Origin of the sequence: Herpetosiphon giganteus, from assembly GCF_016907925.1 — a bacterium.
Classification (GTDB): domain Bacteria; phylum Chloroflexota; class Chloroflexia; order Chloroflexales; family Herpetosiphonaceae; genus Herpetosiphon; species Herpetosiphon giganteus.
The window spans coordinates 45,481-69,233 of sequence record NZ_JAFBCZ010000013.1 but is presented as its reverse complement, the minus strand read 5'-3'; the positions used below and the strand labels follow the sequence as shown (position 1 = coordinate 69,233).

Sequence of the window (23,753 nt, the reverse complement as noted above, 5' to 3'; positions counted from 1 at the left end):
TCTGCTTCGCGATCTTCGTGGTTTCATCAACTCTGAACCCTGAAAACTGATCCATGATCGCTTGTTACTGGCTGTCATCCACGATTCAATCATGTGATATGCTTACAAACAGATTTGCTACTTTTGAGGCTCTTATGACTTTGGTTGATCCTGAAACCCCGCTTTTTACCTTCGATGAAGCTGAAGCCCAGCCGACGGCCTTAGCCAATGAGTTGACCGAAGCCCTCCGCGAGCATTTTGGCTTGCCTGGCTTTCGCAGCGGTCAGCAACAAGTCATCGAACGGGTGATGGCAGGCCGATCAACCCTCGCCTTGATGCCAACTGGCGCTGGTAAATCGCTCTGCTACCAATTACCAGCGTTGCTACTGCCTCACGCCACGATCGTGATCTCGCCCTTGATTGCGTTGATGAAAGATCAGCTTGATGGTTTGCCCGAGGCAGTGCGCGAACAAGCGACCTTTATCAACAGCGCAATTCCGTTTGATGAGGTGCGCACGCGCTTGCGTGGTTTGAGCGAAGGGCGTTATAAATTGGTTTATGTTGCGCCCGAGCGTTTGCGCCAACGTCAATTTCTCTATGCCTTGCAGCAAGTTGGCATCTCGCTATTTGTGGTCGATGAAGCGCATTGTGTGTCGTTGTGGGGTTTTTCGTTTCGCCCCGATTATCTTTTTATTCGCGAAGCATTGCGCGTGCTTGGCAATCCGCTGGTTTTGGGCTTGACGGCAACCGCTAGTCCAGCAACCGAAAAAGCCATCTGCGAGCAGCTTGGCGATTTAGAAACGGTGCGCACCAATGTTTTTCGGCCAAACTTGCACTTCGAGTTGCTCAAAGCCTCCAACAAAGAGAAAAAACAAGCAGCAATTTTGAGCTTGTGTCAGCAAATTAATGGCGCAATTATCGTTTATGCGCGCTCGCGCAATAGCTGCGAAGAAATAGCCGAGCGCCTGCGCCAAGCTGGGGTTGTGGCCGAAGCCTATCATGCTGGCTGCCCCGACCGCGATGCCATCCAAGATCGCTTTATGCGCGGCGAAACTCGGGTGATTGTGGCGACAATTGCCTTTGGCATGGGTGTGGATAAGCGCGATGTGCGGGCGGTGATTCACGCCAATTTGCCCAAATCGCTCGAAGATTATGCTCAAGAGGCGGGGCGGGCTGGCCGCGATGGTCAAATTTCGCGTTGCATTATGCTCTACAACTTTTTCGATAAACGCCAGCTCAAGGAATGGCTCGAAAGCAGCCATTTTGGGGTTGAAGAATTACGCGAACTCTATAAAGCAGTTTTGGGCCAAATTGGCAAAGGCCAAGGTACGATTAATCAGGCCCATTTGATGGAGCTTTCTGGCTTCGATGAAACCCGTTTGCGGGTTGGCCTCGGCATTTTGGAGCATGTTGGGCTGTTGCGTCGCCATTTCGATTTGCCACGGGTTTGTAAATTGCGCCGTGGCGAAGCACCTGCAACGCCCGAAATCAACCAACTTTGCGAGTGGTTTAGCCTTGGCCGCTGGTGGCAAGATGTTGATAGCCACGATTTGGCCGCCGCTCTGCGCATTGCCCCTAGCGAACTTGAGCCAAAACTGCTCGAATGGCAAGAACAAGGCTTGCTTGGCTACGAAGGCGTGGCCCGCGAGGTCTTGCTCGAAGTGCTGCCATCGCCCAAAGATACTCGCGAACGGATGTATCAGGTGTTGAAGCAATGGCGCAGCACCCAAGAGCGTCAACTCGATTCGCTGACGCAATACGTTGAAGCGAGTCATTGTCGGCATCGGATTTTGGCGGCGCAGTTTGGCCAACGCTTGCCTGCTTGTGGCAATGCCTGCGATATTTGCCAATCGGGCCGCATCAGTATTAGTCGTCCACCAAGCAGCTTGCAGCCGCAAACCATGCCCTTGGTGAGCGCCAATTGGGGCAATGGCGGCGCAATCAGCGACCATCAACGAATTATCGTCGAGGCGGTGCGCGAACATCCCCAACAACTCAGTAGCCGCGATCTGGCCCATATTTTGGCTGGCTCACGGGGCTATAGCTCGCATCCATTATTTGGGGCACTCTCCGAGCGCTCGTTCGATTCGATTCGCGCTGAAATTGATGTGTTGGTTGATGCTGGCAGTTTGGCCTATCAAGGCGCAACCTTGGTGGTCGTGACGGCGGCTCCCAAACGCACTGGCAATCAACAGCGTGATATTGCGCTGCAAGTGCTCGCAACCCTGACTCGCTTGCCATATCCCTTGGGGCGTACTGGTTTGGCGCGTTTGCTCAAAGGTTCGAGCGATGCCAAACGCTCGCCTGATCACGGGGTGTTGGCGCACGTAACGATGGAACAAATTGAGGCGGTGATTGAGGCCTTGGTCGAGGCCCATTTGCTGGATCGCCAGCAGCAGGGTTTGTATCCGTTGTTGGCATTAAATAGTGCTGGCCGCGCGGCCTTGAACAACCCGCAAAGCCTGCCAGCCTTGAATATTCAGGGCAAGCGCGATTCGGCCCAAACTGAGCAATTGCAGGCCGATGGTGAACTGTTGCTGGCGCTCAAAAGCTGGCGCTCCGAGCAAGCCCGCAAGCTTAATCTGCCGCACTATATGATTATTCCCGATAGTGTGTTGTTTGATTTAGCTGCCTATCAGCCAACCAGCAGCCACGAATTAAGCACGATCAAAGGCATTGGTAGCCAAAAATTAGCCCAGTGGGGCGCAGATTTGCTGAGTTTGATTACGACTGGCAAAGCTGAAAACTAGGCTTGTTTGCGTCGCCACCACCAAGCAGCAACCGCCGCCAGCGCCACTCCAACCATAATATAGCTGCCAATCCGGCCATCGATTTGCTCAAATAGATTGGGTGCGAGCGTCGTGATGATCAGCACGATCAGCACGACGCTCGCTAAAACAAGACCCTTAGATCGCGACATCAGGTCGATATTCTCCCCACATCGTGCGCAAAACTCCACACACTTCGCCAACGGTTGCCCGCCGACTCAAGGCTTCGCGCATTGGTTCGAGCACGTTGGCGGTGCCTTCAGCAGCGCGTTGCAAATCGGCCAAGGCTGCATCAACTGCCGCTTGATCGCGCTCGGCACGCAGTTTGGCCAATTTAGCGCATTGCTCGGCGGCCACTGCTTCGTTGGGCTTGAAGATTGGCACTGGCGCATCATCGGTAACAAATTTATTGACCCCGATGACCAGTTGCTCGCCACTTTCGACCCGATTTTGATACTCGTAGGCGGTATCCATAATTTGGGCTTGGATAAAACCATCCTCGACAGCGCGCACCGCGCCGCCCAAATCGTCGATATGGCGAATTAATGCCAAGGCGCGTTGCTCAATCTCGTCGGTCATGCTTTCGACCAAATACGAGCCACCCAACGGATCGGCGCTGGCGGTCACGCCGCTTTCATAGGCGATGACTTGTTGGGTGCGCAACGCAAGGGTTGCTGCTTCGGTGGTGGGCAACGAAAGTGCCTCATCAAAGCCGTTGGTATGCAGCGATTGGGTGCCGCCCATCACCGCCGCCAAGGCTTGCAAAGTTACGCGCACCACGTTATTGAGCGGCTGTTGCGAGGTCAAAGTCGAGCCGCCAGTTTGGGTGTGGAAGCGCAAGGTCAAGGCGCGTTCGTCGCTTGCGCCAAAGCGCTCGCGCATAATCGTGGCCCACATACGGCGGGCAGCGCGAAACTTGGCAATCTCTTCAAAGAAATTGTTGTGGGCATTGAAGAAGAACGACAAACGCGGGCCAAATTCATCGACGTGTAAACCTGCATCGATCGCTGCTTGGACGTAGGCGATGCCATTGGCCAAAGTAAAGGCCAATTCTTGCACCGCAGTCGCTCCAGCCTCGCGAATGTGATAGCCGCTGATGCTAATCGTATTCCAGCGTGGAATCCGTTCGGCGCAATAGGCAAAGGTATCGGTAATCAGCCGCATCGAAGGCCGTGGCGGGAAAATATAGGTTCCACGGGCGGCATATTCCTTGAGAATATCATTTTGAATCGTGCCCGTGAGCGTTTTGGATGCAGCGCCCTGTTGCGCCCCAACCAACTCATACAACAGCAAGAGCACGCTGGCAGGAGCGTTAATCGTCATCGAGGTGCTGACCTTATCCAGCGGAATGCCAGCGAACAAGGTTGCCATATCGTCGATTGAATCGATGGCTACGCCGACCTTGCCAACCTCACCCTCAGCCCGTGGATCGTCGGAATCGAGGCCAAGCTGGGTTGGTAGATCGAAGGCGACCGAAAGCCCCATTTGGCCTTGACCAAGCAAATAGCGAAAGCGTTCGTTGGTTTCGTGGGCCGAAGCAAAGCCAGCGTATTGGCGCATCGTCCACAAGCGGCCACGATACATGGTGGGATAAATGCCCCGCGTGTAGGGAAACTGGCCAGCATCAGGCTCCGGCTGGCGGTCGGTATCACGATAAATTGGCTCAACCGGAATGCCAGCGTCAGTTGTAATTTGATTGCCCATCAATCACCTCATTGTGTCTGCGAGCGCTAACTGAGCTACCATTTTAGCTGCCTGCAAGAGATAATAAACCATCGCGAATCGTTTGCAGTAAACGTTCGTCGGCTCCTGGCTCAAGCGCTGTTTGGGCTACGACCCGCGCTTGGGTGACCAATGGCCCAAATGGCGAATTGGTCTGGGGGTCGAGCAATTGCAAGCCTTGAGCAGGAATAATTGCCATCCCAACCGTGACTGGCGGGTGGTTATGGCGATAAATCGCAACGCACGCCTTGGTAAAACGGCTAACAAAGCGCGAAAGCCGATTCAGATCAAGGGTTGAGTTATTCGAGTAGCCCCAATCTGGCCGCAGTTGGCAATTTTGCATTAAACTATTGGTCGTCCACAACACCTCATCGCGGTTGTAGGAATCGATATAGCGTTTATTGCCATTGGGCGTTGCCAAATTGCAGCCAAAACTATTGCCATAAAGCGCAACTTCGATCGGATCGATCCAGCCATCGGGCGGCTCGAAATAATCATCATTCGGGGTGACAAAAGCCGTCAGCAGAATCCGTCGACCGGTGATGATCTGCGGTTTTAGGCGTGTGTACGCAGCATTGGTCATAGCAGCACACCAGCTAGAGAAGAATAGAATAGCGTTGTGGCCTAGTATACTACACAAACTCAGCTTTAGGCGGTGCTGCGTGCTCGCCAGCAGAATTCGGGCTTGCGATGCAAAAATAGCGATCCAGCCTATGCTAGACTTCCCACAGCTGGCTGGATTCTGTGGTTTAATGGTGGGTTCTTGGGTTTCGCCACCCTTCCGTCCCTCCGCCGGAGGGAAACGCAGGGGGTTTTCATCCCCCTGCACCCCCTAAAATTAACGTTGTGGACTGCATAAACAGCTACAATAATCGTTAGGCTGATAACGCACTTAAAGGTTAAGTTGCATGTGTTTTGAAAGGAGTGCCAATGGCTGCTGAATTGAGCTTGCAAATCTGTAAAAGTGCCGATCTTACGCCAGATGTTGGCCAAGCCATTTTAGCAATGTGTAGCTTGGCCTATGATGAAGATTTTGCGCCCTATCTCAATTATGCCAATCCGGTGCATGTGTTGGGTTGGCTTGGTAGCGAGTTGGTGAGCCATGCGATGTGGGTGGAGCGCTGGCTGCAAATTGGCGACGAAGCACCGCGCCGCACGGCCTATATCGAAGCTGTGGCAACCCATCCCGATTATCAAAAACGCGGCTATGCCAGCCATGTTTTGCGCCATTTGGTCACCGCAATTGACGATTTTGCGCTAGCAGCGCTCAGCCCTTCAGATGCGGCGTTTTACCAGCGGCTTGGCTGGGAACTGTGGCGTGGCCCGTTGGCGATGCGTACAGAACAAGGCGTGGAGCCAACGCCCGACGAAGAAGTGATGATTTTGCGCTTGCCCAAAACCGGCCCGCTCGATTTGGCTGCGCCAATTTCAGTCGAATGGCGTGAGGGCGAGGTCTGGTAATTAATTCAGCTATTCGATCAAGGCTTGATTGCTGCTTCGGTCAGCTAAGAACCAATTCAAATTAAACGCTAGGGCAGGTTAAAGCAACGCTTTTGATCGTGAAGCGATGCGCTATGCTACAATGCGCGTTGGTAAACTAAACAAGCCCATGCGTGAGGATGTGATTATGGCCCTCCATGAATTGACGATTGCCGAGGCCCGCGCTCAATTAGATCGCGGCGAGATTACCTCGGTGCAACTGACCGAGGCTCTGCTGGAACGCATCAGCGCGTTAGAGCCAACCCTGCATTCCTATTTAACTCAAACGCCCGAACTCGCCTTGCAACAAGCCCAAGCCGCCGACGAGCGCATCAAAGCTGGCAATGCAAGCAGCCTAACTGGCATTCCGTTGGGCATCAAAGATGTGATTGTCACCAAAGATGTGCGCACCACCTGCGGCTCGAAAGTGCTTGAAAACTGGGTTCCGCCCTACGATGCCACGGTTGTGAGCAAGCTCAATGAGGCTGGCACGGTAACTCTCGGCAAGCTCAATATGGATGAGTTTGCAATGGGTTCGTCGAACGAAAATAGTGCTTTTGGCGGTACACGCAACCCATGGGATACCGAACGCGTGCCTGGTGGCTCGTCGGGCGGTTCGGCGGCGGCGGTTGCTGCTGGTCAAGCCTTCGGCACACTCGGCACCGATACTGGTGGCTCGATTCGTCAGCCTGCCGCGTTGTGTGGCATCGTTGGCTTGAAGCCAACCTACGGGCGGGTTTCGCGCTATGGTTTGGTGGCCTTTGCCTCATCGCTCGATCAATGTGGGCCGTTTGCGCGCACGGTTGAAGATGTGGCGCTGCTGCTCGAAACGATCGCTGGCCATGATCCCAAAGATTCGACCAGCGCCAACTTGCCAGTGCCCGACTATCGCGCCAGCCTAACCGGTGATATTCGCGGCCTCAAAGTTGGCGTGCCCAGCGAATATTTTGTCGAAGGCATGGAGCCTGGGGTCGAGAAAGCAGTGCGCACGGCGATTGAGCAGATTAAGGATTTGGGCGCTGAGATCGTTGAAGTTTCATTGCCCCATACTAAATATGCCTTGCCCGTGTACTACATCATTGCGCCAGCAGAATGTAGCACCAACTTGGCCCGCTTCGATGGTGTGCGCTATGGCGTGCGCTTGGAAGGCAAAGGCCTGTTTGATGAAATTGAATCAACGCGTGGCCAATTGTTTGGCGCTGAAGTGCGCCGCCGGATTATGCTGGGCACCTATGCGCTCTCATCGGGCTATTACGATGCCTACTATCGCCGCGCCCAACAAGTGCGTACCCTGATTCGTCGCGACTTCCAAGAAGTCTGGAGCAAGGTCGATTTGCTGGCAGCGCCAACCTCGCCCACAGTCGCCTTCAAAATTGGCGAAAAAACCGATGATCCAGTGGCGATGTATCTTTCGGATGTTTGTACTTTGCCGATTAACTTGGCAGGTGTGCCTGGTTTGGTTGTTCCCTGTGGCTTCAGCGACAATTTGCCAACTGGCCTACAATTAATTGGCAAGCCGTTTGATGAAGCAACCTTGCTGCGCGTCGGCCACGCCTACGAGCAAAATAATACGTGGTATAAACAACATCCAAGTTTGTAACGAAGGCTATTGACATTAGGCTATTGGCTATCGGTATGCTATCGATCGTCAATAGCCTATTTTTTTAACGCAGAGGCGCAGAGCTTCTGAATTATGAAGGATGAATTATGAAAAAGTACCTCGATTAAGGAATATCGATAGATAAATAGTTAACAGCTCTTCATTCTCTGCGCCTCTGCGTTAAAGTACTTAGTCCGTACTCCTCATTAATTTCATCCCTCATCCTTGTTCTATGCTCTCTGTTCTTTTTGACTTTTGATTTTTGATTTTTGCCTTTTGCTCTTCATCCCTCATAATTAATCCTTCATCCTTTCCCCAATGGCTCTTGCAATCTCTGAGCGCCGCCGCTACCATTGAGCTACGAAAGCATCTAGGAGGGAGCCAAAGCCATGACCAGTTATAGCATCACTGGGCGGGTGATTCGGGCAATTGATCTTGCGCCGCTGGCCAATGTGAGCGTGCGCTTTATCTCGCAGGCGGGCTATTTGAGCAATATTGCCAATCGCAGCCTCTTGCCAGCTGGCCAAGTCGATTGGACGCGCTCGTTGACTGGGTTTAGTGGCACGCGCTGGGAATGCTGGGAACAGCAGATCAACGGCAAAGTGCCAATTGCATGGGGCGATTTTCGCGATGGCGCGTTGATCTACAACCCCCATTTGAATGATGATGGGCGGGTGTTTCATCGCGAAAAAACCTATTTGATGCCCGAAGTTTCGCCTGCCCAAGAGGTCAGTTGGACGCGCAAAATCGCGGGCTTTGCTGGCTCGCGCTGGGATTGCTGGGTGCAATATATCGATAAGCGCGTGCCAATTAGTTGGGAATCGTTTCGCGATAATGCTTTAATTCATAATCCGCAATTGGTTGCTGATGGCCGCTTGTTTCAAACCAGCAAAACTTATCTCATTCCCGAAGTTTCGCCAGTTGCTCGTGCTGCCTGCGAAGTCAAAACCGATGCTCAAGGTAATTATCGTTTCGACAAGATTGGCGCTGGCGCGGTTGGCTTGCTCGAAGTGAATGTAGCTGGCTATACGCCAGTTCGCGTGCCAGTGATTGTCAACAATAACATCAATCAGCCAATTAATGTGCGCGGCGGTGGCAGTGGCGTGCGTTCAGCACACCCCAGTTATAATGCTTTACACCCCAAAGTGCGGGCGATTATTGATCAAGCATTATTGATGCTTGGCGATGAAAAAACCGTCTACGATGCATTGCCCACCAATTTGCAGCAAATGTGCTATGGAGCGCAATTCGCCAGCAATCCTAACCATCAATATTACAAAGATATTGTTTGCGCCGATTTGGTGAGCATTTGTTTTGCAGCAGCAGGCATTAATGTGAATTGGCAAAGCAATGCCAACCCACATATGGCCCAATATTATGCGCCCGGCCCAGCTACGTTGCAAGAAATTAGCGATGCCAACGATTGGCAACCAGGTGATGTTTTGGTGTTTGGCAACAATGGTGCGGCCCAAGCAGGCCATGTTAGCTTATATGTTGGCCCGTTTCAAGGCACCGATCGCTCGGGAACCAATTATCCCTTGAGCGCCAATTTCGATGTGATTGAGGCCAGCATGAATTTTGACCTTGCCAATGGCCAGCGTTGGGGCTTGGGCAATATCGCCACCACTCGCCAGCAATGTTTGCAAGGCAAACGCGGCTATCAATGGGTCAAGCGGGTGCGGCTCAAAGAAGTTGCTGGATTAATCTAAATATGGGCAGATCTGACGATCCGCAACTGCGCTAAACTGCGCTACAATGGGGTGTATCGTCATTTCTCAATGTGGAGGAAAGACCTCATGGAACGACCAATTCGGGTGTTGGTGGCCAAGCCTGGGCTTGATGGCCACGACCGTGGCGCAAAAGTAATCGCGCGCGCCTTGCGTGATGCAGGCATGGAAGTTATTTACACTGGGTTGCAACAAACCCCGCAAATGATTGTCGAAGCCGCGTTGCAAGAAGATGTTGATTGCATCGGCTTGTCGATTCTCTCTGGGGCGCATATGACCTTGCTGCCCAAAATAACCACGATGTTGCGCGAAAACGATGGCGCGGATATTTTGGTGGTTGCTGGAGGCATTATCTCCGATGAGGATGCACTGACCTTGCGTAACGAGCATGGGATTGCGGGCATCTTCGGGCCTGGCTCATCAACTCATGCAATTATTGATTTTATTCGTGAGCATGTTCAGCGTAGCTCGGTAGAAGGGTAGGTTGGGCGTGGAACTTGTTGCAAAGGCTCGTGCTGGCAATCGTCGGGCACTGGCCCGCTTGATAACCCTGGTTGAAGCTGGCGATGCCCAAGCCCAAACTGCCTTGGCTGCGCTGTATCCCTACACTGGCCATGCCCATATCGTCGGGGTAACTGGCGCGCCTGGCACTGGCAAATCGACCTTGGTGACCCAATTGGCCTTGCATTGGCGCAGCCTTGGGCGCACGGTCGCGGTGTTGGCCGTCGATCCAACCTCGCCATTTAGCGGCGGCGCAATCCTCGGCGATCGGATTCGTATGCAATCGTTGGGCGGCGATAGCGGCTGTTATATTCGTTCGATGGCCAGCCGTGGTAGCCTTGGCGGCTTATCGCGGGCCACTGGCGATGCGGTGAAAGTGCTCGATGCAGCCGGTTTCGATATTGTGATTGTCGAAACGGTTGGCGCTGGGCAAGCAGAGGTCGAAATTGCTCGCGAAGCGCATAGCGTGGTGGTCGTCGAAGTGCCAGGCATGGGCGATGATATTCAAGCGATCAAAGCAGGCATTTTGGAAATTGCCGATGTGTTTGTGGTCAATAAAGCTGATCGCGAGGGCGTTGAGCGCACCGTGCGCCAATTGCAGATGATGTTACACCTTGGCAGCGGCGAGCATCGCGATGGCTGGGAGCCGCCGATTGTGCAGACGGTTTCCAACACTGGCAAGAATATCGCCGAAGCAGCGGCGGCGGTTGAACGCCATTTTGAGCATCTGAAAAACAATAATTTGCTTGAATTGCGCGAACGCGAACGTATTGAGCGTGAATGGAAAATGATTATGCGCGAAAGCCTCTTGCGCCAATTGTTGCAACGGCTTGAGCCACAGCAATACGAACAATTACTCAATCAAATGGCCGAGCGCCAGCTTGACCCCTATGCTGCCGCCAAGCAGGCGATTGAAACGGTTTTGGAATTGAGCTAGCTGTTCCCTCACCCCCCGGCCCCCTCTCCCACTGAACGCGGGCGAGGGGGAGCACCCGTTTTTACCACCAATCATGCAAAAACCACGGCATTAAAGCCCCTCGCCCGTGCCACGGGAGAGGGGTTGGGGTGAGGGAACACATTACTTGCGCTCAACCAACAGCACTTGGGGCACGCGCACTAGCGAATCAAGCTTAAACGCGCGGCTTTCGCTACTGACCACCAAGCCTGTCGACGAGCCACCATCGAGATTCAAGGCCGCGTCGATTGCAAGATTTTGCTGCACCAACCACTGGCTTAGCTCGGTCAGGGTAAAGCTCGGCCAGCTACAGACAATAATCAACAAATGCCCTGACTGATCGAGCGCAATCACGCTGCGGCGGGCTTTATCGCCATCGTCGTTGGGCTGCTCAATCGCCGTGCCATGCACCACCAACATCGGTGCCGATTGCAGCGCCTGATTCAGCACTTCGCTGCTATCGTAGGGTTGTTCGCGCAACGAACGCAACGACCATGCATCAGCACTATCAACTGCCAGCATGCCGCCAAAACCATCGTAGGATGTGCCATTGACTACGCCATCGAAAATTGTGAGTGCTGTTGCCCGCCCTTGGGGATCAAAATAGCCGCCGTTGATCACGGCAACCGGATTGAGCGCCGCGGCCCATTCGCTCACTCGACCGGGGCTGGCCACATCGTAGCCAATCCGCAATCGAAAATAGGCAGGATCGATGCGCAAGACTTGAACATTGGTCACATCGTAGCCAATTTCGCGAAACTCAAGGCCTGGTTCTAAGCGTTGCCATTGGTTATCGACCGTGGTTGGTTCGGCGCTGTCGGGCGAAATAATTGGGGTGCTGGTGCCGCTTGGTTTGAGCACCTCTTGCATATCCGATCGCGAACAACTGATTAAACCCCAAGTAAGGAGCATAATGAGGCTCAATCTGAATAAAAAGTGCATACTAATTCCTCACACAAGAGCGTTCATCCTACCATAATCATTGAATCTGAGGGGTAGGCATCGGTTGAAGAATGGAGTATGAGGGATACCAGGTATCGACGGCGTATGCAAGGGGTCAGCTTTAACATTAACATTGAGCTTTGGTGTGCCGACGACTGACCCTTAGCAGCAGCTTATATTGGTTCATAGGGTTAGCAACCAGCATGTTCTCGCAATCCAACCCCATCCAAGAATTGGTTTCGGCTGCGTACCACGCATCCACAGGTTCATCAAGGGATGCCGTTTGGACGCAGATTGTCCTTGAGGGGGTGCAGGGGGATTAAAGCCCCCTGCGTTTCCCGCTGGCGGGACGGAAGGGTGGAAACGTGCAATGGTGATTAACGTCATGAACCAATACAGCAACTGGCTAGCGATACCACAAACCAGCGATATGAATATGCACAGCGTGAACATTCAGCTCGGTATATTGTTGAATGCTTTCGATCACCCGTTTGCGCAGCGCATTGACGATTGGTGGCAATTGCTCGTGGATAAATGGAATTAATTTGAGGTGCAGCACAACACTGGCGCGTTCATCAAAACGGGTTTGCGGCTCCTCGTCTTTTTTTTGATCGTTCTCGGCACGGCCTTCAGCAAGCAATTCGGCGCTTTCGAGTTGGGTTTCGTAAATGCCTTCAATCGTGCCGCTAACCGACTGCACGATTTGGCCAATCACCCCAATATCGATGGTGGTGGTATGGCGATTACTGCGAACTGAACGCACAATTGATTGTTGTTGGGGCATAATTCGCTCCTTGGCTAACGAGTGGGCGTGGCGGTTGGCGGTGGGCTAGCGGTTGGTGCAGCTGCCCCTAAAGCGATTCGGAGGCGCTCCAAGGTACTGCCAATGCTGGCTAAATCTTGTTCGACGCTATCAAGGCGGTTGGTCAAGGCTGCATTGGCGGGAATCGATTCAAGCTCATCAAGCCGCGATTGAATGCTCAACAACGAATTAAGATTCGAATCGATTTGTTTTTGGAGGCTATCGAGGTTGGTTTCACGGGTATTGAGGCTGCTCTCAAGCGTTTGCACTCGTTCGCGCAAGCCATCGACCGAGCCACGCAGATCAGTCAAGCCGCGCAAGGTTGCAGCTTGATCGGTTTGGACGATGATCGCGGTTTGTTGGGCTTGCTCCAGCGCGGCAATCCGCCCAGTGCTATCGGGAAAGCTCACCCCAAAATTGCGTGGCCCATACCACATCACCAAGAGCGCGAGCGCCGCCCCCAGCCCAGCACTGACAATAATCGTCAAAGCAGAACCCACAAGGGTCGCCAAACATCCACGTTTTTGTTTAATCACAATCGGTTTCGGGGCATCGGTTTGTTCGCTCATTTGATGTGGCTCTCCATGCCATCCGCAGATGGTCGCATTTGGCTTAATAATACTCGAATCTAGCTAATACTCAATATGCCATGGGAATTATCGCCGTGCTTGCAATTGGCTTGCTCATGCTGTTGTGTCTTGGTAAATACTCAAGCCTCATTTGCCCAGCTAAGCTTGATCTTGCTGTTCGGTTAAGCTGCGCCAATAGGTAAAATATAGCTTAAACATGACCATAATCAAGGCTTAACTTTGGGCTGCTAGCATAGGCCAATTTGAGTAACGAGAATGGCTATGCAGTTGCAGGCACACAGTAGTTTGGCGCTTAATCAGCTGATTCGGTTGGCGTATCTGATGGCGATTGTCGTTGGCGGCTTCGGGCTGGGCCTGATTGGCTATGGGCTTTGGCTGGCAAACTTCGATTGGTGGCATTGGCTGTTGATTAGCCTTGGCGGTTTGTGGCTGCTGCTGCAAATTGGCCTAATTGTGATTTTGCAACGCAAACGGCGAGTAATTGAGCAATTAACCGCCGTGGTTGAGGTCTTGGCAACCGCCGATTTGAGCGTGCGCGCACCAAATTTGGGCACTGACGAACTGGGCGAATTGGCCCAATCGATCAATCTGGCGGCTGAGCATTTCACCAGCTTGCTAGCCAACCAGCGGCGCGAAACCCAGCGCGAACGGGCAATTTTGGCCGCGATCGACGATGGCGTAATCGTCTGCGATCAGCTTGGTCAGATTGTATTGCTCAACACTGCCGCCTACAACATTATTGCCATGGCCGAAGCCGAACGCCTGCAAACCACCCACGAACAGCCGAATTTGAGCGTGCGCTTTTATGCGGCGCTTGAGGCCGTGCAACCAGCCTTGGATCAAGCCTTGGGGCGGCCCCACATCAAGCCTGCCGAACGGGTCTGTTTTGCTGGGCGCACCTATCGCCTGAGCGCCAACCCAATTTGGGTCGACGACCAACGCATGGGCGCGGTGGCCATTTTACAAGATATGAGTGCGCGGGTTGAGAGCGAACGGCTGCGCAGCGATTTTATGGCTTTGGCAGCCCATGAATTGCGTTCGCCGTTGACCAGCATTCGTGGTTTTGCCGATATGCTGCTGTGGAGCAACCCTGAGCATTTTAGCCCCGAAGAAATTAGCTATATCGAGGGCATTGGCCGCAACATTCAACGCCTAACTGAGCTGATGAACGAAGTTGTTGATTTGGCACGGCTGGAAATTCAGCGCAACGAACATACCCCGCAACCAGTTGATTTGCGCAGCGTGTTGAGCGCTGTATTGAATGAATTTCGGCCACGAGCTGAGCGCAAAAAACTGCAATTAGAATGTGTATTGCCCGCCGAATTGCCGTTATTGAGCCTTGATCCATTGCATTTGCGCCAAATTAGCCACCACCTGATTAGCAATGCAATCAAATACACGCCTGAGCATGGCCAGATTCAAATTGAAGTTCAACAGCGAATCGATGATGTGCTGGTGGTGGTGCGCGACACAGGCATTGGCATTTCGCTACGTGAGCAACCGCGAATTTTCGGGCGCTTCTTTCGCAACGACAACCCATTGTCGCGGGCGGCAGGCGGCACAGGTTTAGGCTTATCAATCGCCAAAGCCTTGGTCGAGATGAATCATGGCTCGATTTATTTCGAGAGCATCGAGGAAGCAGGCACAACTTTTTATGTGGCCTTTCCGCTGGCCTTGGTCTGCGAACCCTTGCCCCAGAATCCCGCCAGCGGCGGTGAAGTTGTTTAGTTCCCTCACCCCCCAGCCCCCTCCTTACAAGGGTAGGTTGCTAAGATCCCCTCACCCCAACCCCTCTCCCGTGGCGCGGGCGAGGGGCTTTTGGTTGGATGGATTTGGCATGAATGGTGGTTGATCGATGATTTGCGGTTCTCCCATCGAGCTCCCCCTCACCCGCGTTTTCGTGGGAGAGGGAGTTCTTACAAGTTAAGATCCCCTCACCCCAACCCCTCTCCCGTGGCGCGGGCGAGGGGCTTTAAACGGGTGGTTCTGACGCAGTTCTTGGTACCACTGGTCGGCTCCCCCTCGCCCGCGTTCAGTGGGAGAGGGGGCTGGGGGGTGAGGGAATGAAACATGCCACATACTTTTACATTTGTTAAAAACCTACCCTTGAAAGGAGAGGGGTTGGGGTGAGGGGATCTTAACCTTAGCGCGGCCCCCAACCAAGCCCAAATTTATTCGCATCAGAAATCGTAAACGGCTGCGCAGGCCCGCCCTCGGTCGAAACAACCCACAAATTGAAGCGCGGACGATTATTTTGCAGGTCATCGGGCATTCCCCATTTGGCCAAAAAGACAATCCATTTGCCATCGGGCGACCAGCGCGGCTGGGTTACGCCGCCAATGCTTTTGGTCAGCGGGTGCGGATTTGAGCCATCGGCGTTCATCACCCAAATTTGGCGGGTAATTGTGCGCTGACTATCGCCAGCAACATAGGCTATTTGCTTGCCATCAGGCGACCATTCAGCATAATGTTCATCGCGATCGCGGGTTGGGTTGATAATTTTTAGCTCGCTGCCGTCGGGCTGAATAATCGCCAAGCCCAATTGCTCGATATTCTCGACAATATCGCGGCTGGTGAACACGATGCCTTGCTCGCCCCAGGTTGGCATTGTGCCCCACATTTTGCTTACTTGCTGGCCTTCAGCTTGGTCAAGCCGTTGGATGTAGATTGTTGAGCTATTTTCCTTCAAATCGTCCAAGCGGCGGTGAGCATAAACCACACTTTGGCCATCTGGCGACCAGCTAGGGTATTCGCAACGTCCAACATCATTGGTAATGCGTTGCTGATTGCTGCCATCAACATTCATCACATACACTTGCTCGCGGCCATCGCGCTCGGAAGTAAAGGCGATTTGTTTGCCATCAGGCGAAACCACGCCACCGTAATTTGCGCCAAGCGTGGTCAATTGCTGCGGCTCGCCGCCCATCGCCGGAATCCGATAGATTTGATATTCGCCGTCTTTGGCCCGCATGCCAACAAAGAAATAGCCAGTTAGGCCAGCAACCAAAGGCTGAACTGTCGAGGTTGGGGCTGGTGTGCTGGTTGGGGCTGGTGTGCTGGTTGGCGCGGGCGTTGGCGTGAGCAACGGGGCCGAAGTGGCACTATTATTCAACAAGGCAGGAAAATAGGTTTGCGAATTGGGCGAAGCTTCAGCAGCATTTTGTTGCCGCACGAGGCTCCAAATTGTGGCGCTAAACCCGCCCAAACTCAGGCTGCCAACCAAGCCAAGCCCCAGCCAATGTCGCCAGGTGCGTGGCTGAATCAAGGGTTGGGTGCGAATGAGTGGCAATTTGGGGCTAGCTGGCTGAATCGAACGCCACGCGGTCATCAATTCTAAGGCCAACTGACCAGCCGACTGCTGCCGATCCTCCGGCTCCAAGGCCAAACCGCGTAATAACGGCTGATCCAAGGCGTTTGGCAGGCTGGGCCGCAGGGCAGAAGGCGCTGGTAAGGCTTCGCCAATTAAGCGGGCTGGAGCTGCCAAAGGAGCGCGCCCAGTCAACAAGGCATAAATTGTTGCTGCCAGCGCATAAATATCCGAGCGCGCATCAGTTTGGCCGCGATATTGCTCTGGCGGCGAATAGCCAGCAGTTACCGCGCGCCGCAAGCCCAAGCTCGAAACCTTGAGATCACGCGCAATCCCAAAATCAATCAGCACTAAACGCCCATCAGGCGTGAGCTTAACGTTCGAAGGCTTAATATCGCGGTGGAGCACTGGTTGCGGCAGGGTGTGAATATATTGGACGGCGGTGCACAATTGTTGCGCCCATTCGACAACCCGTTTGGGGGCGATGCCATCGTGCTCGGTTGCCAACAACACATTCAGATCAACGCCTTCGATGTAATCCATCACGACACAGGCATGGCCTTCGTGCACAAAATGATCGCGAATTCGGGGCAACGATGGATGCGCCAGCCCAGCCAAAATCGTGGCCTCTGCTTCCAACATCTCAGTAACTTCTGCTTCGGCGGCAATACTTTGTTTAACAGCGCAAAGCCCACCGATTTGTTTATCGTAGGCGAGCCAGACGGTAGCAAAACCACCTTTACCAAGTTGTTCTACAAAGCGATAGCGTTCACGCATAGTTTTAGTTGGGGGTCGGTTATTGGGGGCTGGGGGTCAGGCAAGAACATAGAGCATAGAACATAGAACATACCAATTATGATTTAATCTACGTGCTGGATCGATGTTACTTGTTTCCGTTAACCGCGCCTTAACGACCATTCCTCGATAGCCAATAGCCTTACAGCTCTGCGCCTCTGCTTCATCCCTCATCCTTCATCCTTTTCCTAGCCCCATTATACTCGCATTACCATGAAGGCCAGCGATCGTGGCGTGTGCCATCGGAGAGTGCTTCGACTTTGCCAGTTGCCAGATTTTGCAAATAAATGCCCCAATGCTCGTTGCGATAGCTCTCAAAAGCCAAATAACGGCCATCGGGCGACCAGCGCGGCCAGCGGTTTTTGCCGTTGCCAAGCGTGGTCAATTCGCGTGGCTCGCCGCCGCTGGTTGGCACAGTATAAATTTTGGTGCGGCTATCGTTATCGCCAGTCATAAAGGCTATCGTTTGGCCATCAGGCGACCAATCGGCCCAAAAGGCGCTATCATCGACGCTGGCCAACAAATATTGCTTGTTGCTGGCCAAATCAAGCACCACAATTTCGTATAAATCGCTAGTTTGGCTATGAAAAGCGAGTTTGTTGCCATCAGGCGACCATGCTGGGCCGCCTTGCCAGCCACCTTCAGCGGTCACGCGCTGCACATTCGAGCCATCTGCATCCATAATATAAATATCGAAGCTATTGTTATTGCTGCGGTCGCGGTCGCTCTCAAAGGCGATTTTGCGGCCATCAGGCGACCAACGTGGAGCGCGGCTTTCGCCTGGAGCCGATGTCAATTGCTGTTCATCAGTGCCATCGCCATTAATCGTAAAAATCTGTTCAAGCCCATCAACGCCATGCGAATAGGCCACCCGACCATCGCTGCGGCGACGCGAGGCAATTGCATTATCATCGTGATGCGGCACAACCGCGCTCACATTGCCCGACGGAATATCCAAACTCAGCACATTGTATGCGCCACTGTTGCCTTCGCGCGAAGAAATAATCAAATCGCCAGCAGCACTATCGGGTAGGTCACTGAGTTGGGTTGGCACAAGCGGCGTTTGCAGCTGATTCGAGCGATTCAGATACCACCAGCCTGCGCCGCCGCCAACCACCAGCACCAGCAGCAGCACCCATGGCCAAACGAGGGCCTTGCGAGCAGCAGGCACAGTTGGCATTGGCGTTGCTTGGATCGGCTGGGGCGTTGCAACATCCTGGCTATAGCGTGGTTGGGTTTGCAGCTGTGGATTGACTCGTGTTGGCGCTTCGGCTCCACGATAGGGCGCGGCTTGGGGCAAAATTGCAAATGGATCAGCGATTGGCACCATTGGCAAATCGCGAATGCGCTCTAGTTCGGCGCGCACAACCGCTGCCGAAGCAGGCCGTTCATCGATGTGCAGCGAGGTTAATTGGGTAATTAAGCCATCGAGGGCAGGCGAAACCCAATCGACACTTTGACTGACTGGCGGCAAGCGCAAGCCACTGGTTACGCGCTCGTTGGTTAAGAGCACATACATGGTTGAGCCAAGGCTATATAAATCGGAGCGTGGCTCGGTTTGACCACCATATTGCTCAGGCGGGGCATAGCCAGGCGTGCCAATTTGAATCGTATCTTGATGCTGGCCCTCTTTGAAGCGCCGCACAATTCCAAAATCGATCAAAAGAACTTTGCCTTCTGGCGTGCGCATAATATTGGCTGGCTTAAGATCGCGAAAAATCAGCGGCGGACGTTGATTGTGCAAATATTCCAGCACATTACATAACTCAATCGCCCAATCGACCACTTGTTGCTCGCCGAACGGGCCATTGAGCCGTTTTTGCAAGGCCGCCAACGATTCGCCTGGCACATAGCCCATCACCAACATCCAACCATCGTCGACAGCAAAATAATCGAGCACTGGCGCGAGGTTGGGGTGGCTCAAACTGGCCAAGGTATGCGCTTCTTGCTGAAACAAATGAGCCAGCGAATCGCGTTCTTCTGGGCGCATATGAGCCGTAGCAAAATATTTGATCGCCACATTGCGCTGCCCCAAGCGACCATCGGTGGCCAAAAAGACCGCCCCAAAGCCACCACTGCCCAAGGGCCGCACAATCGTATAACGATCTTGAATAATTGTGCCACTTTTCAACATGCCAATTGCCTCACCACAATCCACTTAACCATAACATTGCTATTATAGTCGATTCATTGGGCAAAATATAGCTTATGTGCTGAGGCACAGCCCAAATTCGTTGAGCAGTGAGCGCAGGCTTTTGGTTGCCATGGGTCACATAACTGCTTAAATAAAAAAAGCCTCTCGCTCGGTAACGAGAGGCCGATCAAGCGTGATTGCTTATGGTTCTTCGCGCAAATCAACGCTCAGAATATTCAGCACCGTCCACGGCGCGCCGATGGATGTGCGGCTTGGGTTGCCAAACCACAGCACTTTGGGTTGCGCTCCGATCTTTTCGGTAAATAGCGTATTGCCATCAAGAATGAAGGTTTGCTCGCCATTGCGCTGTTGAATCGTCAAGTTGTGTTCGGTTGTATCAATTTCGCCGTTGGTATAAGGCAAACGAATATCTTTCAGCTCAGCATCTGCTGTTTGGTCACGATGGAATTCAACAATTAGGCCTTGATTTTCATCCTGCCAAATGCCGCTCCAACTGGTGCCAGCCCGATCGGTTTCACCACACGGCGTGGCCATCGCATCGGCCAGCATAAAGCCCGTGCCCAAGGCCGTCACATCGGAATAGCGGAAGGTGATGTTGAGCGTAAAGTTGTTGGCCGGAAAGAGCGTATCGGTAATCGTGCGCACGACTGGATAGCAATTGGCACTGGTCGCAGCCAGTTGCAATTCACCATTATTCAGCTGAATGCTACCATCACGGGTTTCGCCAGCCCACAAGCGTGGGTCAAGCGTGCTGCCATTGAAGGTATCGCCAACAATCTGGCCAACTGGCGTGGCGGTGGGCGTTGGTGGCAGCGCGGTTGCAGTTGGTTGGGCAACGGCGGTCGCAGTTGCCACCGCAACCGTGGTTTGTTGCACATCGGCGGTAACGGTCGCATCAAGAAAAATCTTAATTCGGTCGCGTCGTGATTGGGTATCTTTATAAAATGGGTCTTGGCGCAAAATTTCGTCGTATTCGCTCAAGGCCAAGCCATATTGGCCGGTTTCTTCGTAGGCCGTGCCGCGCAGATAGCGCGCCTCTAAATCGACGTTAAACGCAGCTTCGGTTGCAGCAGTAAAGGTCTGAATTGCATCGGCAGTAGCTCGCGGCACATCAAGCGTTGGAATCTGGGTTGCAGGCGGAATTGCCGCCAAAGCAGTAGCAGTTTTGGCATTATCATCGAGCAAAATCCCTTCATCGCGGGTAACGGTTGGCAAGCCATTGTTGGCAATTTGGGTAGCGTTAACAAATGCATTGCTCTTGGGCTTAAAAATAAACCACGCTCCAGCCAACAAGGCTAAGCCAATAAACACCCCCAGCACAATCAAGCCTGTGCGGTTGTTGCTTTCGACTGGGCGTTGTGGCAAAGCCGAGGGCGCTGGCCCCAGATCGCGGTCGGGCAAGAGCAATTGCTCAAGCATCGCCTGATCATATTGCGAGGTTGTGCCGCGGCCTGGTGGCACCGGAATTGGCGAGCTTTCCGAGGGCACATAGCGTTGGGTTGGGCCATCGGCGGGCGTGCTGGGTAAAATCGAGGGCGTAAAGCCAATCACTGGCAAAGCGCCCGACGATTCTTGGGTGCTGCTGGTTTGGCTCAAGGCCACCACAAATTGCTCAATATTGGCAAAGCGTTGTTGTGGCTGTTGGCTGAGCGCTTTGACAATTGCGTTAGAAACCGCAGGCGAAAGATCAGGCCGCCGCACATCGGGCGGAGCAAAGGCCATCAAGGGTTGGGTGTTAGGGTCAGTTCCGGTCAACAAATGGTGCAGCGTCGCGCCCAAGGCATAAATATCCGAAGCTGGAGTAGCATTTGCGCCGCTCCAAATTTCTGGTGCTGAATAGCGCGAGCCTGCATTTTTGGGGCAGCCTGCTGGAAAACCACCAAGCAGCTTAATGCGGCGGCCATCTTGTAGCACGATATTTTGCGGCTGAATATCGCCATGGACAAAGCCTTGGCTATGCAAATAGCGCAGGCCTTCGGCAATTTGCTTGGCCCAAGCCAGCACCACGCCTTCGCGCAAGCGCGGCCCCAGCGCCACATCGGCCAAGGTCTGGCCACGTGGATACTCAAGCACCAAATAGCGCTGGCCATGCTCCTCAAACAGATCATAGACCGAAGGCAGCGCAGCTTGGTTTAACTGCGCCAAACGCTGCAACGAAGCTGGATCTAAAACACCATCATTGAGTTGGCGTAAGGCAACTTCGCGCCCTGCCATCTTGCCATCGACCGCCAAGTACATCACGCCGCATTCATCGCGAAACAGCTCGTTGCGTACTTGGTAGCGTCCTTGTTGAAACATGGCCTGTCCACTCATAGCTGCTACATCACGCTAGCGTTGCCATTGCAACACACATCGGCCAAAACGAATTTCATCGCCAACATTAAGATTAACAATTTGGCGAGCTTGCAAACGTTGTTTATTGACGGTTGTCCCGTTGGTGCTATCGAGATCTTCAAGCTGTACCACGCCTGCCCGCACAAAAATTCGGGCATGGCGGCGGCCAACGCCATCAGCCAAGCCATTATGCGGATTCAAATCGACATCGGGATAGTTATTCGAAACTGCATCTTCACGGCCAACCACAATATCGGCTTTGGCAGGAAGATTAATCCGTGTGCCAGCCGCTGTTACCAGCACAAACCCCGCCAACGATTGAATGCCAGCCGGAGCGGCAGCAACTGGAGCTGCAACTGGCGGCTTGGCTGGGGCTGCTGGTGGAGACGTATAAACTGGCGCAACTGGCACAACCGGCGCAGCCTGCACTGGCGGCGTATAGCTTGGCTGCGGCGCGGGAGCAACTGGTCGGGCGGCGGGAGCAGCAACAGCGCCAGCCAACAACGAAGCTCCACAATTATCGCAAAAGGCCTCGCCAGGAATAACCGCTGCGCGACAGCTTGGGCAGGTTGGGCTAGCTGCGTTGGCAATCGGCTGTGGTGCAGGATAGGTTGGCTGGGGCGCTGGCTGCACACTTGGTGCAACAGGCGCGGGAGTGACAGGCACGGCAGCAGTTGCCGCAACATTCAGCGGCGTACCACATTCATCGCAAAATGCCTCGCCAGCAGTGGCAATATGTTTACAGGTTGGGCATTGAATGCCGCCAGCAACGGCTTTGGGTGGGGTGACAGCCGCCGCCACGGTTGGCAAACGATGGCCACACATTTCGCAAAATAAGGCCCCTGTTTGGTTGGTCGCATTACAGACAGGACAAGCAATCATACAACGATCACTCCACAATCATGAAACTCTGTGGCAACGATAGCACGCCGCGTTCCTTGATGTCAATGCAATTTAGCGATAACCCAAATCGGCTAACGCTGCAAGCAAGGCATCATGATGTTCTGGCAGGCCAATACTCACGCGAATACAATTGGCTAGCTCTGGGTTGCGATAGTAGCGCAGCAAGATTCCGCGCTTGGCAAGCTCGGCTTTAAGTTGGGCAGCATCGCCACGCTCAACTCGGCACAAGATAAAATTTGCCTGCGAAGGAAACGGCGTGAGGCCATCGATTGCTTGCAGCGCAGCGAATAAACGCTCGCGTTCAGCCACCATCACCTTGGCGCGCGCATTCAGCGCCTCGGTTTCGGCCAACGATTGCAAAACCGCCACTTCTGCCGCCACATTGGTATTGTAGGGTTGCTTGATTTTCCACAAGTGGGTAATCAACCACTCTGGAATCAGGCCATAGCCCAAGCGCAAACCAGCTAAACCAGCCCATTTGGAAAAGGTGCGTAAAACTACCAGATTGGGATAGTGGCCAACCAAATCGGCAACACTCCCCGAACTAAACTCGGCGTAGGCTTCGTCCAACACGAGCATTGTTGGTAATTCCAATAGCCGTAGGACGTGCTCTCGTGGCAAAAGGTTGCCCGTCGGGTTGTTGGGCGAGGGCAAAAAGACCATTTTGGCTTGATGCTCAAGCACTGCGTCGGCAACTGCTTCAATATCAACATCGAAGTTGGCATCGCGCGGTACGGCCACAAAACGCCCGCCAACAACGCCAGTGTTGAAGCTATACATGCCGAAAGTTGGCGGGCAGGCAATTACCACATCGTTGGGCTGCACCAGCACTCGCATCAACAAATCGATAATTTCATCCGAGCCATTGCCACACAAAATTCGTTCAATTGGCTGGCCAATAAATGGGCTAATTGCCCGCCGCAAACGGGTCTGATCTGGGTCGGGATAAATTGCATAAAACGGGAAATCGCGCAGCGCTTCGGCAACGCTGGGCGCAGGCCCGTAGGGATTTTCATTGGCATCAAGTTTAATAATTTGCTCAATCGGAATGCCCAATTGTTCGCTGAGCACATCGAATGGTTGAATTGGCGTGTAGGCTTCCAGCGCTGCAATATCAGGCCGCACAAACTTGGTTACATCAGCCATCAGTTGGTTCCTTCGCTGCGGTGGCTTAATCTGGCCTATGATACCATG

At 53.4% G+C, this 23,753-nt stretch carries 18 protein-coding genes; 7 read left to right on the top strand and 11 right to left on the bottom strand.

Translation table 11 applies throughout. The annotated features are described in order from the left end of the window. The first annotated feature begins 134 nt into the window (after window positions 1-134). The gene (locus tag JOD20_RS13425; RefSeq protein ID WP_204755750.1) at window positions 135-2,729 is read left to right on the top strand and encodes a RecQ family ATP-dependent DNA helicase; all 2,595 of its coding nucleotides are present in this window, start codon (window positions 135-137) and stop codon (window positions 2,727-2,729) included. Here the strand turns inward: JOD20_RS13425 and JOD20_RS13420 are convergent. From JOD20_RS13420 to JOD20_RS13410, 3 genes are read right to left on the bottom strand one after another with little or no spacing between them, the layout of a single operon-like run. Further along, on the bottom strand, window positions 2,726-2,899 hold the full coding sequence (locus JOD20_RS13420; protein ID WP_204755748.1) for a hypothetical protein: 174 nt from the start codon (window positions 2,897-2,899) through the stop codon (window positions 2,726-2,728). The two genes, JOD20_RS13425 and JOD20_RS13420, sit on opposite strands and share 4 nt — an antisense overlap. Further along, complete coding sequence (locus JOD20_RS13415) at window positions 2,886-4,451, bottom strand: acyl-CoA mutase large subunit family protein (RefSeq protein WP_204755746.1); 1,566 nt, start codon at window positions 4,449-4,451, stop codon at window positions 2,886-2,888. Before JOD20_RS13415 ends, JOD20_RS13420 begins: the two co-directional genes overlap by 14 nt. Before the next feature lie 43 nt (window positions 4,452-4,494). Further along, window positions 4,495-5,052 (bottom strand): hypothetical protein, encoded by a 558-nt coding sequence (locus JOD20_RS13410; protein WP_204755745.1) that lies wholly within the window; start codon window positions 5,050-5,052, stop codon window positions 4,495-4,497. Window positions 5,053-5,399: 347 nt separating this feature from the next. Here JOD20_RS13410 and JOD20_RS13405 point away from each other — a divergent pair, with 347 nt between their 5' ends. The 5 genes from JOD20_RS13405 (at window position 5,400) to meaB (ending at window position 10,713) form a co-directional block, all read left to right on the top strand. Continuing rightward, window positions 5,400-5,930, top strand: coding sequence for a GNAT family N-acetyltransferase (locus JOD20_RS13405; RefSeq protein ID WP_204755744.1), 531 nt, complete (start codon window positions 5,400-5,402; stop codon window positions 5,928-5,930). A 163-nt stretch (window positions 5,931-6,093) separates the two neighbouring features. Further along, window positions 6,094-7,548: an Asp-tRNA(Asn)/Glu-tRNA(Gln) amidotransferase subunit GatA gene (gene gatA, locus JOD20_RS13400; RefSeq protein WP_420828952.1), complete on the top strand. Its 1,455-nt coding sequence runs from the start codon at window positions 6,094-6,096 to the stop codon at window positions 7,546-7,548. Window positions 7,549-7,937: 389 nt separating this feature from the next. Further along, complete coding sequence (locus JOD20_RS13395) at window positions 7,938-9,257, top strand: NlpC/P60 family protein (RefSeq protein ID WP_204755742.1); 1,320 nt, start codon at window positions 7,938-7,940, stop codon at window positions 9,255-9,257. 87 nt (window positions 9,258-9,344) lie between these two features. After that, window positions 9,345-9,758 (top strand): cobalamin B12-binding domain-containing protein, encoded by a 414-nt coding sequence (locus JOD20_RS13390; RefSeq protein WP_204755741.1) that lies wholly within the window; start codon window positions 9,345-9,347, stop codon window positions 9,756-9,758. 7 nt (window positions 9,759-9,765) lie between these two features. Continuing rightward, a complete protein-coding gene (gene meaB, locus JOD20_RS13385) occupies window positions 9,766-10,713 on the top strand; it encodes a methylmalonyl Co-A mutase-associated GTPase MeaB (RefSeq protein ID WP_204755740.1) in 948 nt (315 codons plus the stop codon). A gap of 141 nt (window positions 10,714-10,854) precedes the next feature. Here the strand turns inward: meaB and JOD20_RS13380 are convergent, their stop codons facing one another. The 3 genes from JOD20_RS13380 to JOD20_RS13370 form a co-directional block, all read right to left on the bottom strand. Beyond that, window positions 10,855-11,643: a phosphodiester glycosidase family protein gene (locus tag JOD20_RS13380; RefSeq protein WP_204755739.1), complete on the bottom strand. Its 789-nt coding sequence runs from the start codon at window positions 11,641-11,643 to the stop codon at window positions 10,855-10,857. Window positions 11,644-12,079: 436 nt separating this feature from the next. Further along, window positions 12,080-12,457 (bottom strand): Asp23/Gls24 family envelope stress response protein, encoded by a 378-nt coding sequence (locus tag JOD20_RS13375; RefSeq protein ID WP_204755738.1) that lies wholly within the window; start codon window positions 12,455-12,457, stop codon window positions 12,080-12,082. A 14-nt stretch (window positions 12,458-12,471) separates the two neighbouring features. Next, entirely contained in the window at window positions 12,472-13,044 is a 573-nt protein-coding gene (locus JOD20_RS13370) for a hypothetical protein (RefSeq protein ID WP_204755737.1), read from the bottom strand. A gap of 282 nt (window positions 13,045-13,326) precedes the next feature. On the opposite strand from JOD20_RS13370, the gene JOD20_RS13365 reads away from it, so the two are divergent. Next, a complete protein-coding gene (locus JOD20_RS13365) occupies window positions 13,327-14,793 on the top strand; it encodes a HAMP domain-containing sensor histidine kinase (RefSeq protein WP_204755736.1) in 1,467 nt (488 codons plus the stop codon). 415 nt (window positions 14,794-15,208) lie between these two features. Here JOD20_RS13365 and JOD20_RS13360 read toward each other — a convergent pair whose 3' ends face one another. The 5 genes from JOD20_RS13360 to hisC form a co-directional block, all read right to left on the bottom strand. Then, entirely contained in the window at window positions 15,209-17,149 is a 1,941-nt protein-coding gene (locus JOD20_RS13360; protein WP_204755735.1) for a protein kinase domain-containing protein, read from the bottom strand. 226 nt (window positions 17,150-17,375) lie between these two features. Beyond that, window positions 17,376-19,325, bottom strand: a complete 1,950-nt coding sequence (locus JOD20_RS13355) for a protein kinase domain-containing protein (protein WP_204755734.1) — start codon at window positions 19,323-19,325, stop codon at window positions 17,376-17,378. 177 nt (window positions 19,326-19,502) lie between these two features. After that, a complete protein-coding gene (locus JOD20_RS13350; protein ID WP_204755733.1) occupies window positions 19,503-21,635 on the bottom strand; it encodes a serine/threonine protein kinase in 2,133 nt (710 codons plus the stop codon). Window positions 21,636-21,650: 15 nt separating this feature from the next. Further along, complete coding sequence (locus JOD20_RS26730) at window positions 21,651-22,538, bottom strand: double zinc ribbon domain-containing protein (RefSeq protein WP_204755732.1); 888 nt, start codon at window positions 22,536-22,538, stop codon at window positions 21,651-21,653. 72 nt (window positions 22,539-22,610) lie between these two features. Continuing rightward, entirely contained in the window at window positions 22,611-23,705 is a 1,095-nt protein-coding gene (gene hisC / locus JOD20_RS13340) for a histidinol-phosphate transaminase (RefSeq protein WP_204755731.1), read from the bottom strand. Window positions 23,706-23,753 lie beyond the last annotated feature (48 nt).

Excerpts from the sequence above, each read along its gene's own strand:
- JOD20_RS13425 (WP_204755750.1), top strand. The coding sequence starts at position 135 with ATGACTTTGGTTGATCCTGAAACCCCGCTTTTTACCTTCGATGAAGCT.
- JOD20_RS13420 (WP_204755748.1), bottom strand. The coding sequence starts at position 2,899 with ATGTCGCGATCTAAGGGTCTTGTTTTAGCGAGCGTCGTGCTGATCGTG.
- JOD20_RS13415 (WP_204755746.1), bottom strand. The coding sequence starts at position 4,451 with ATGGGCAATCAAATTACAACTGACGCTGGCATTCCGGTTGAGCCAATT.
- JOD20_RS13410 (WP_204755745.1), bottom strand. The coding sequence starts at position 5,052 with ATGACCAATGCTGCGTACACACGCCTAAAACCGCAGATCATCACCGGT.
- JOD20_RS13405 (WP_204755744.1), top strand. The coding sequence starts at position 5,400 with ATGGCTGCTGAATTGAGCTTGCAAATCTGTAAAAGTGCCGATCTTACG.
- JOD20_RS13395 (WP_204755742.1), top strand. The coding sequence starts at position 7,938 with ATGACCAGTTATAGCATCACTGGGCGGGTGATTCGGGCAATTGATCTT.
- JOD20_RS13390 (WP_204755741.1), top strand. The coding sequence starts at position 9,345 with ATGGAACGACCAATTCGGGTGTTGGTGGCCAAGCCTGGGCTTGATGGC.
- JOD20_RS13380 (WP_204755739.1), bottom strand. The coding sequence starts at position 11,643 with ATGCTCCTTACTTGGGGTTTAATCAGTTGTTCGCGATCGGATATGCAA.
- JOD20_RS13375 (WP_204755738.1), bottom strand. The coding sequence starts at position 12,457 with ATGCCCCAACAACAATCAATTGTGCGTTCAGTTCGCAGTAATCGCCAT.
- JOD20_RS13370 (WP_204755737.1), bottom strand. The coding sequence starts at position 13,044 with ATGAGCGAACAAACCGATGCCCCGAAACCGATTGTGATTAAACAAAAA.
- JOD20_RS13365 (WP_204755736.1), top strand. The coding sequence starts at position 13,327 with ATGCAGTTGCAGGCACACAGTAGTTTGGCGCTTAATCAGCTGATTCGG.
- JOD20_RS13360 (WP_204755735.1), bottom strand. The coding sequence starts at position 17,149 with ATGCGTGAACGCTATCGCTTTGTAGAACAACTTGGTAAAGGTGGTTTT.
- JOD20_RS13350 (WP_204755733.1), bottom strand. The coding sequence starts at position 21,635 with ATGAGTGGACAGGCCATGTTTCAACAAGGACGCTACCAAGTACGCAAC.
- JOD20_RS26730 (WP_204755732.1), bottom strand. The coding sequence starts at position 22,538 with ATGATTGCTTGTCCTGTCTGTAATGCGACCAACCAAACAGGGGCCTTA.
- hisC (WP_204755731.1), bottom strand. The coding sequence starts at position 23,705 with ATGGCTGATGTAACCAAGTTTGTGCGGCCTGATATTGCAGCGCTGGAA.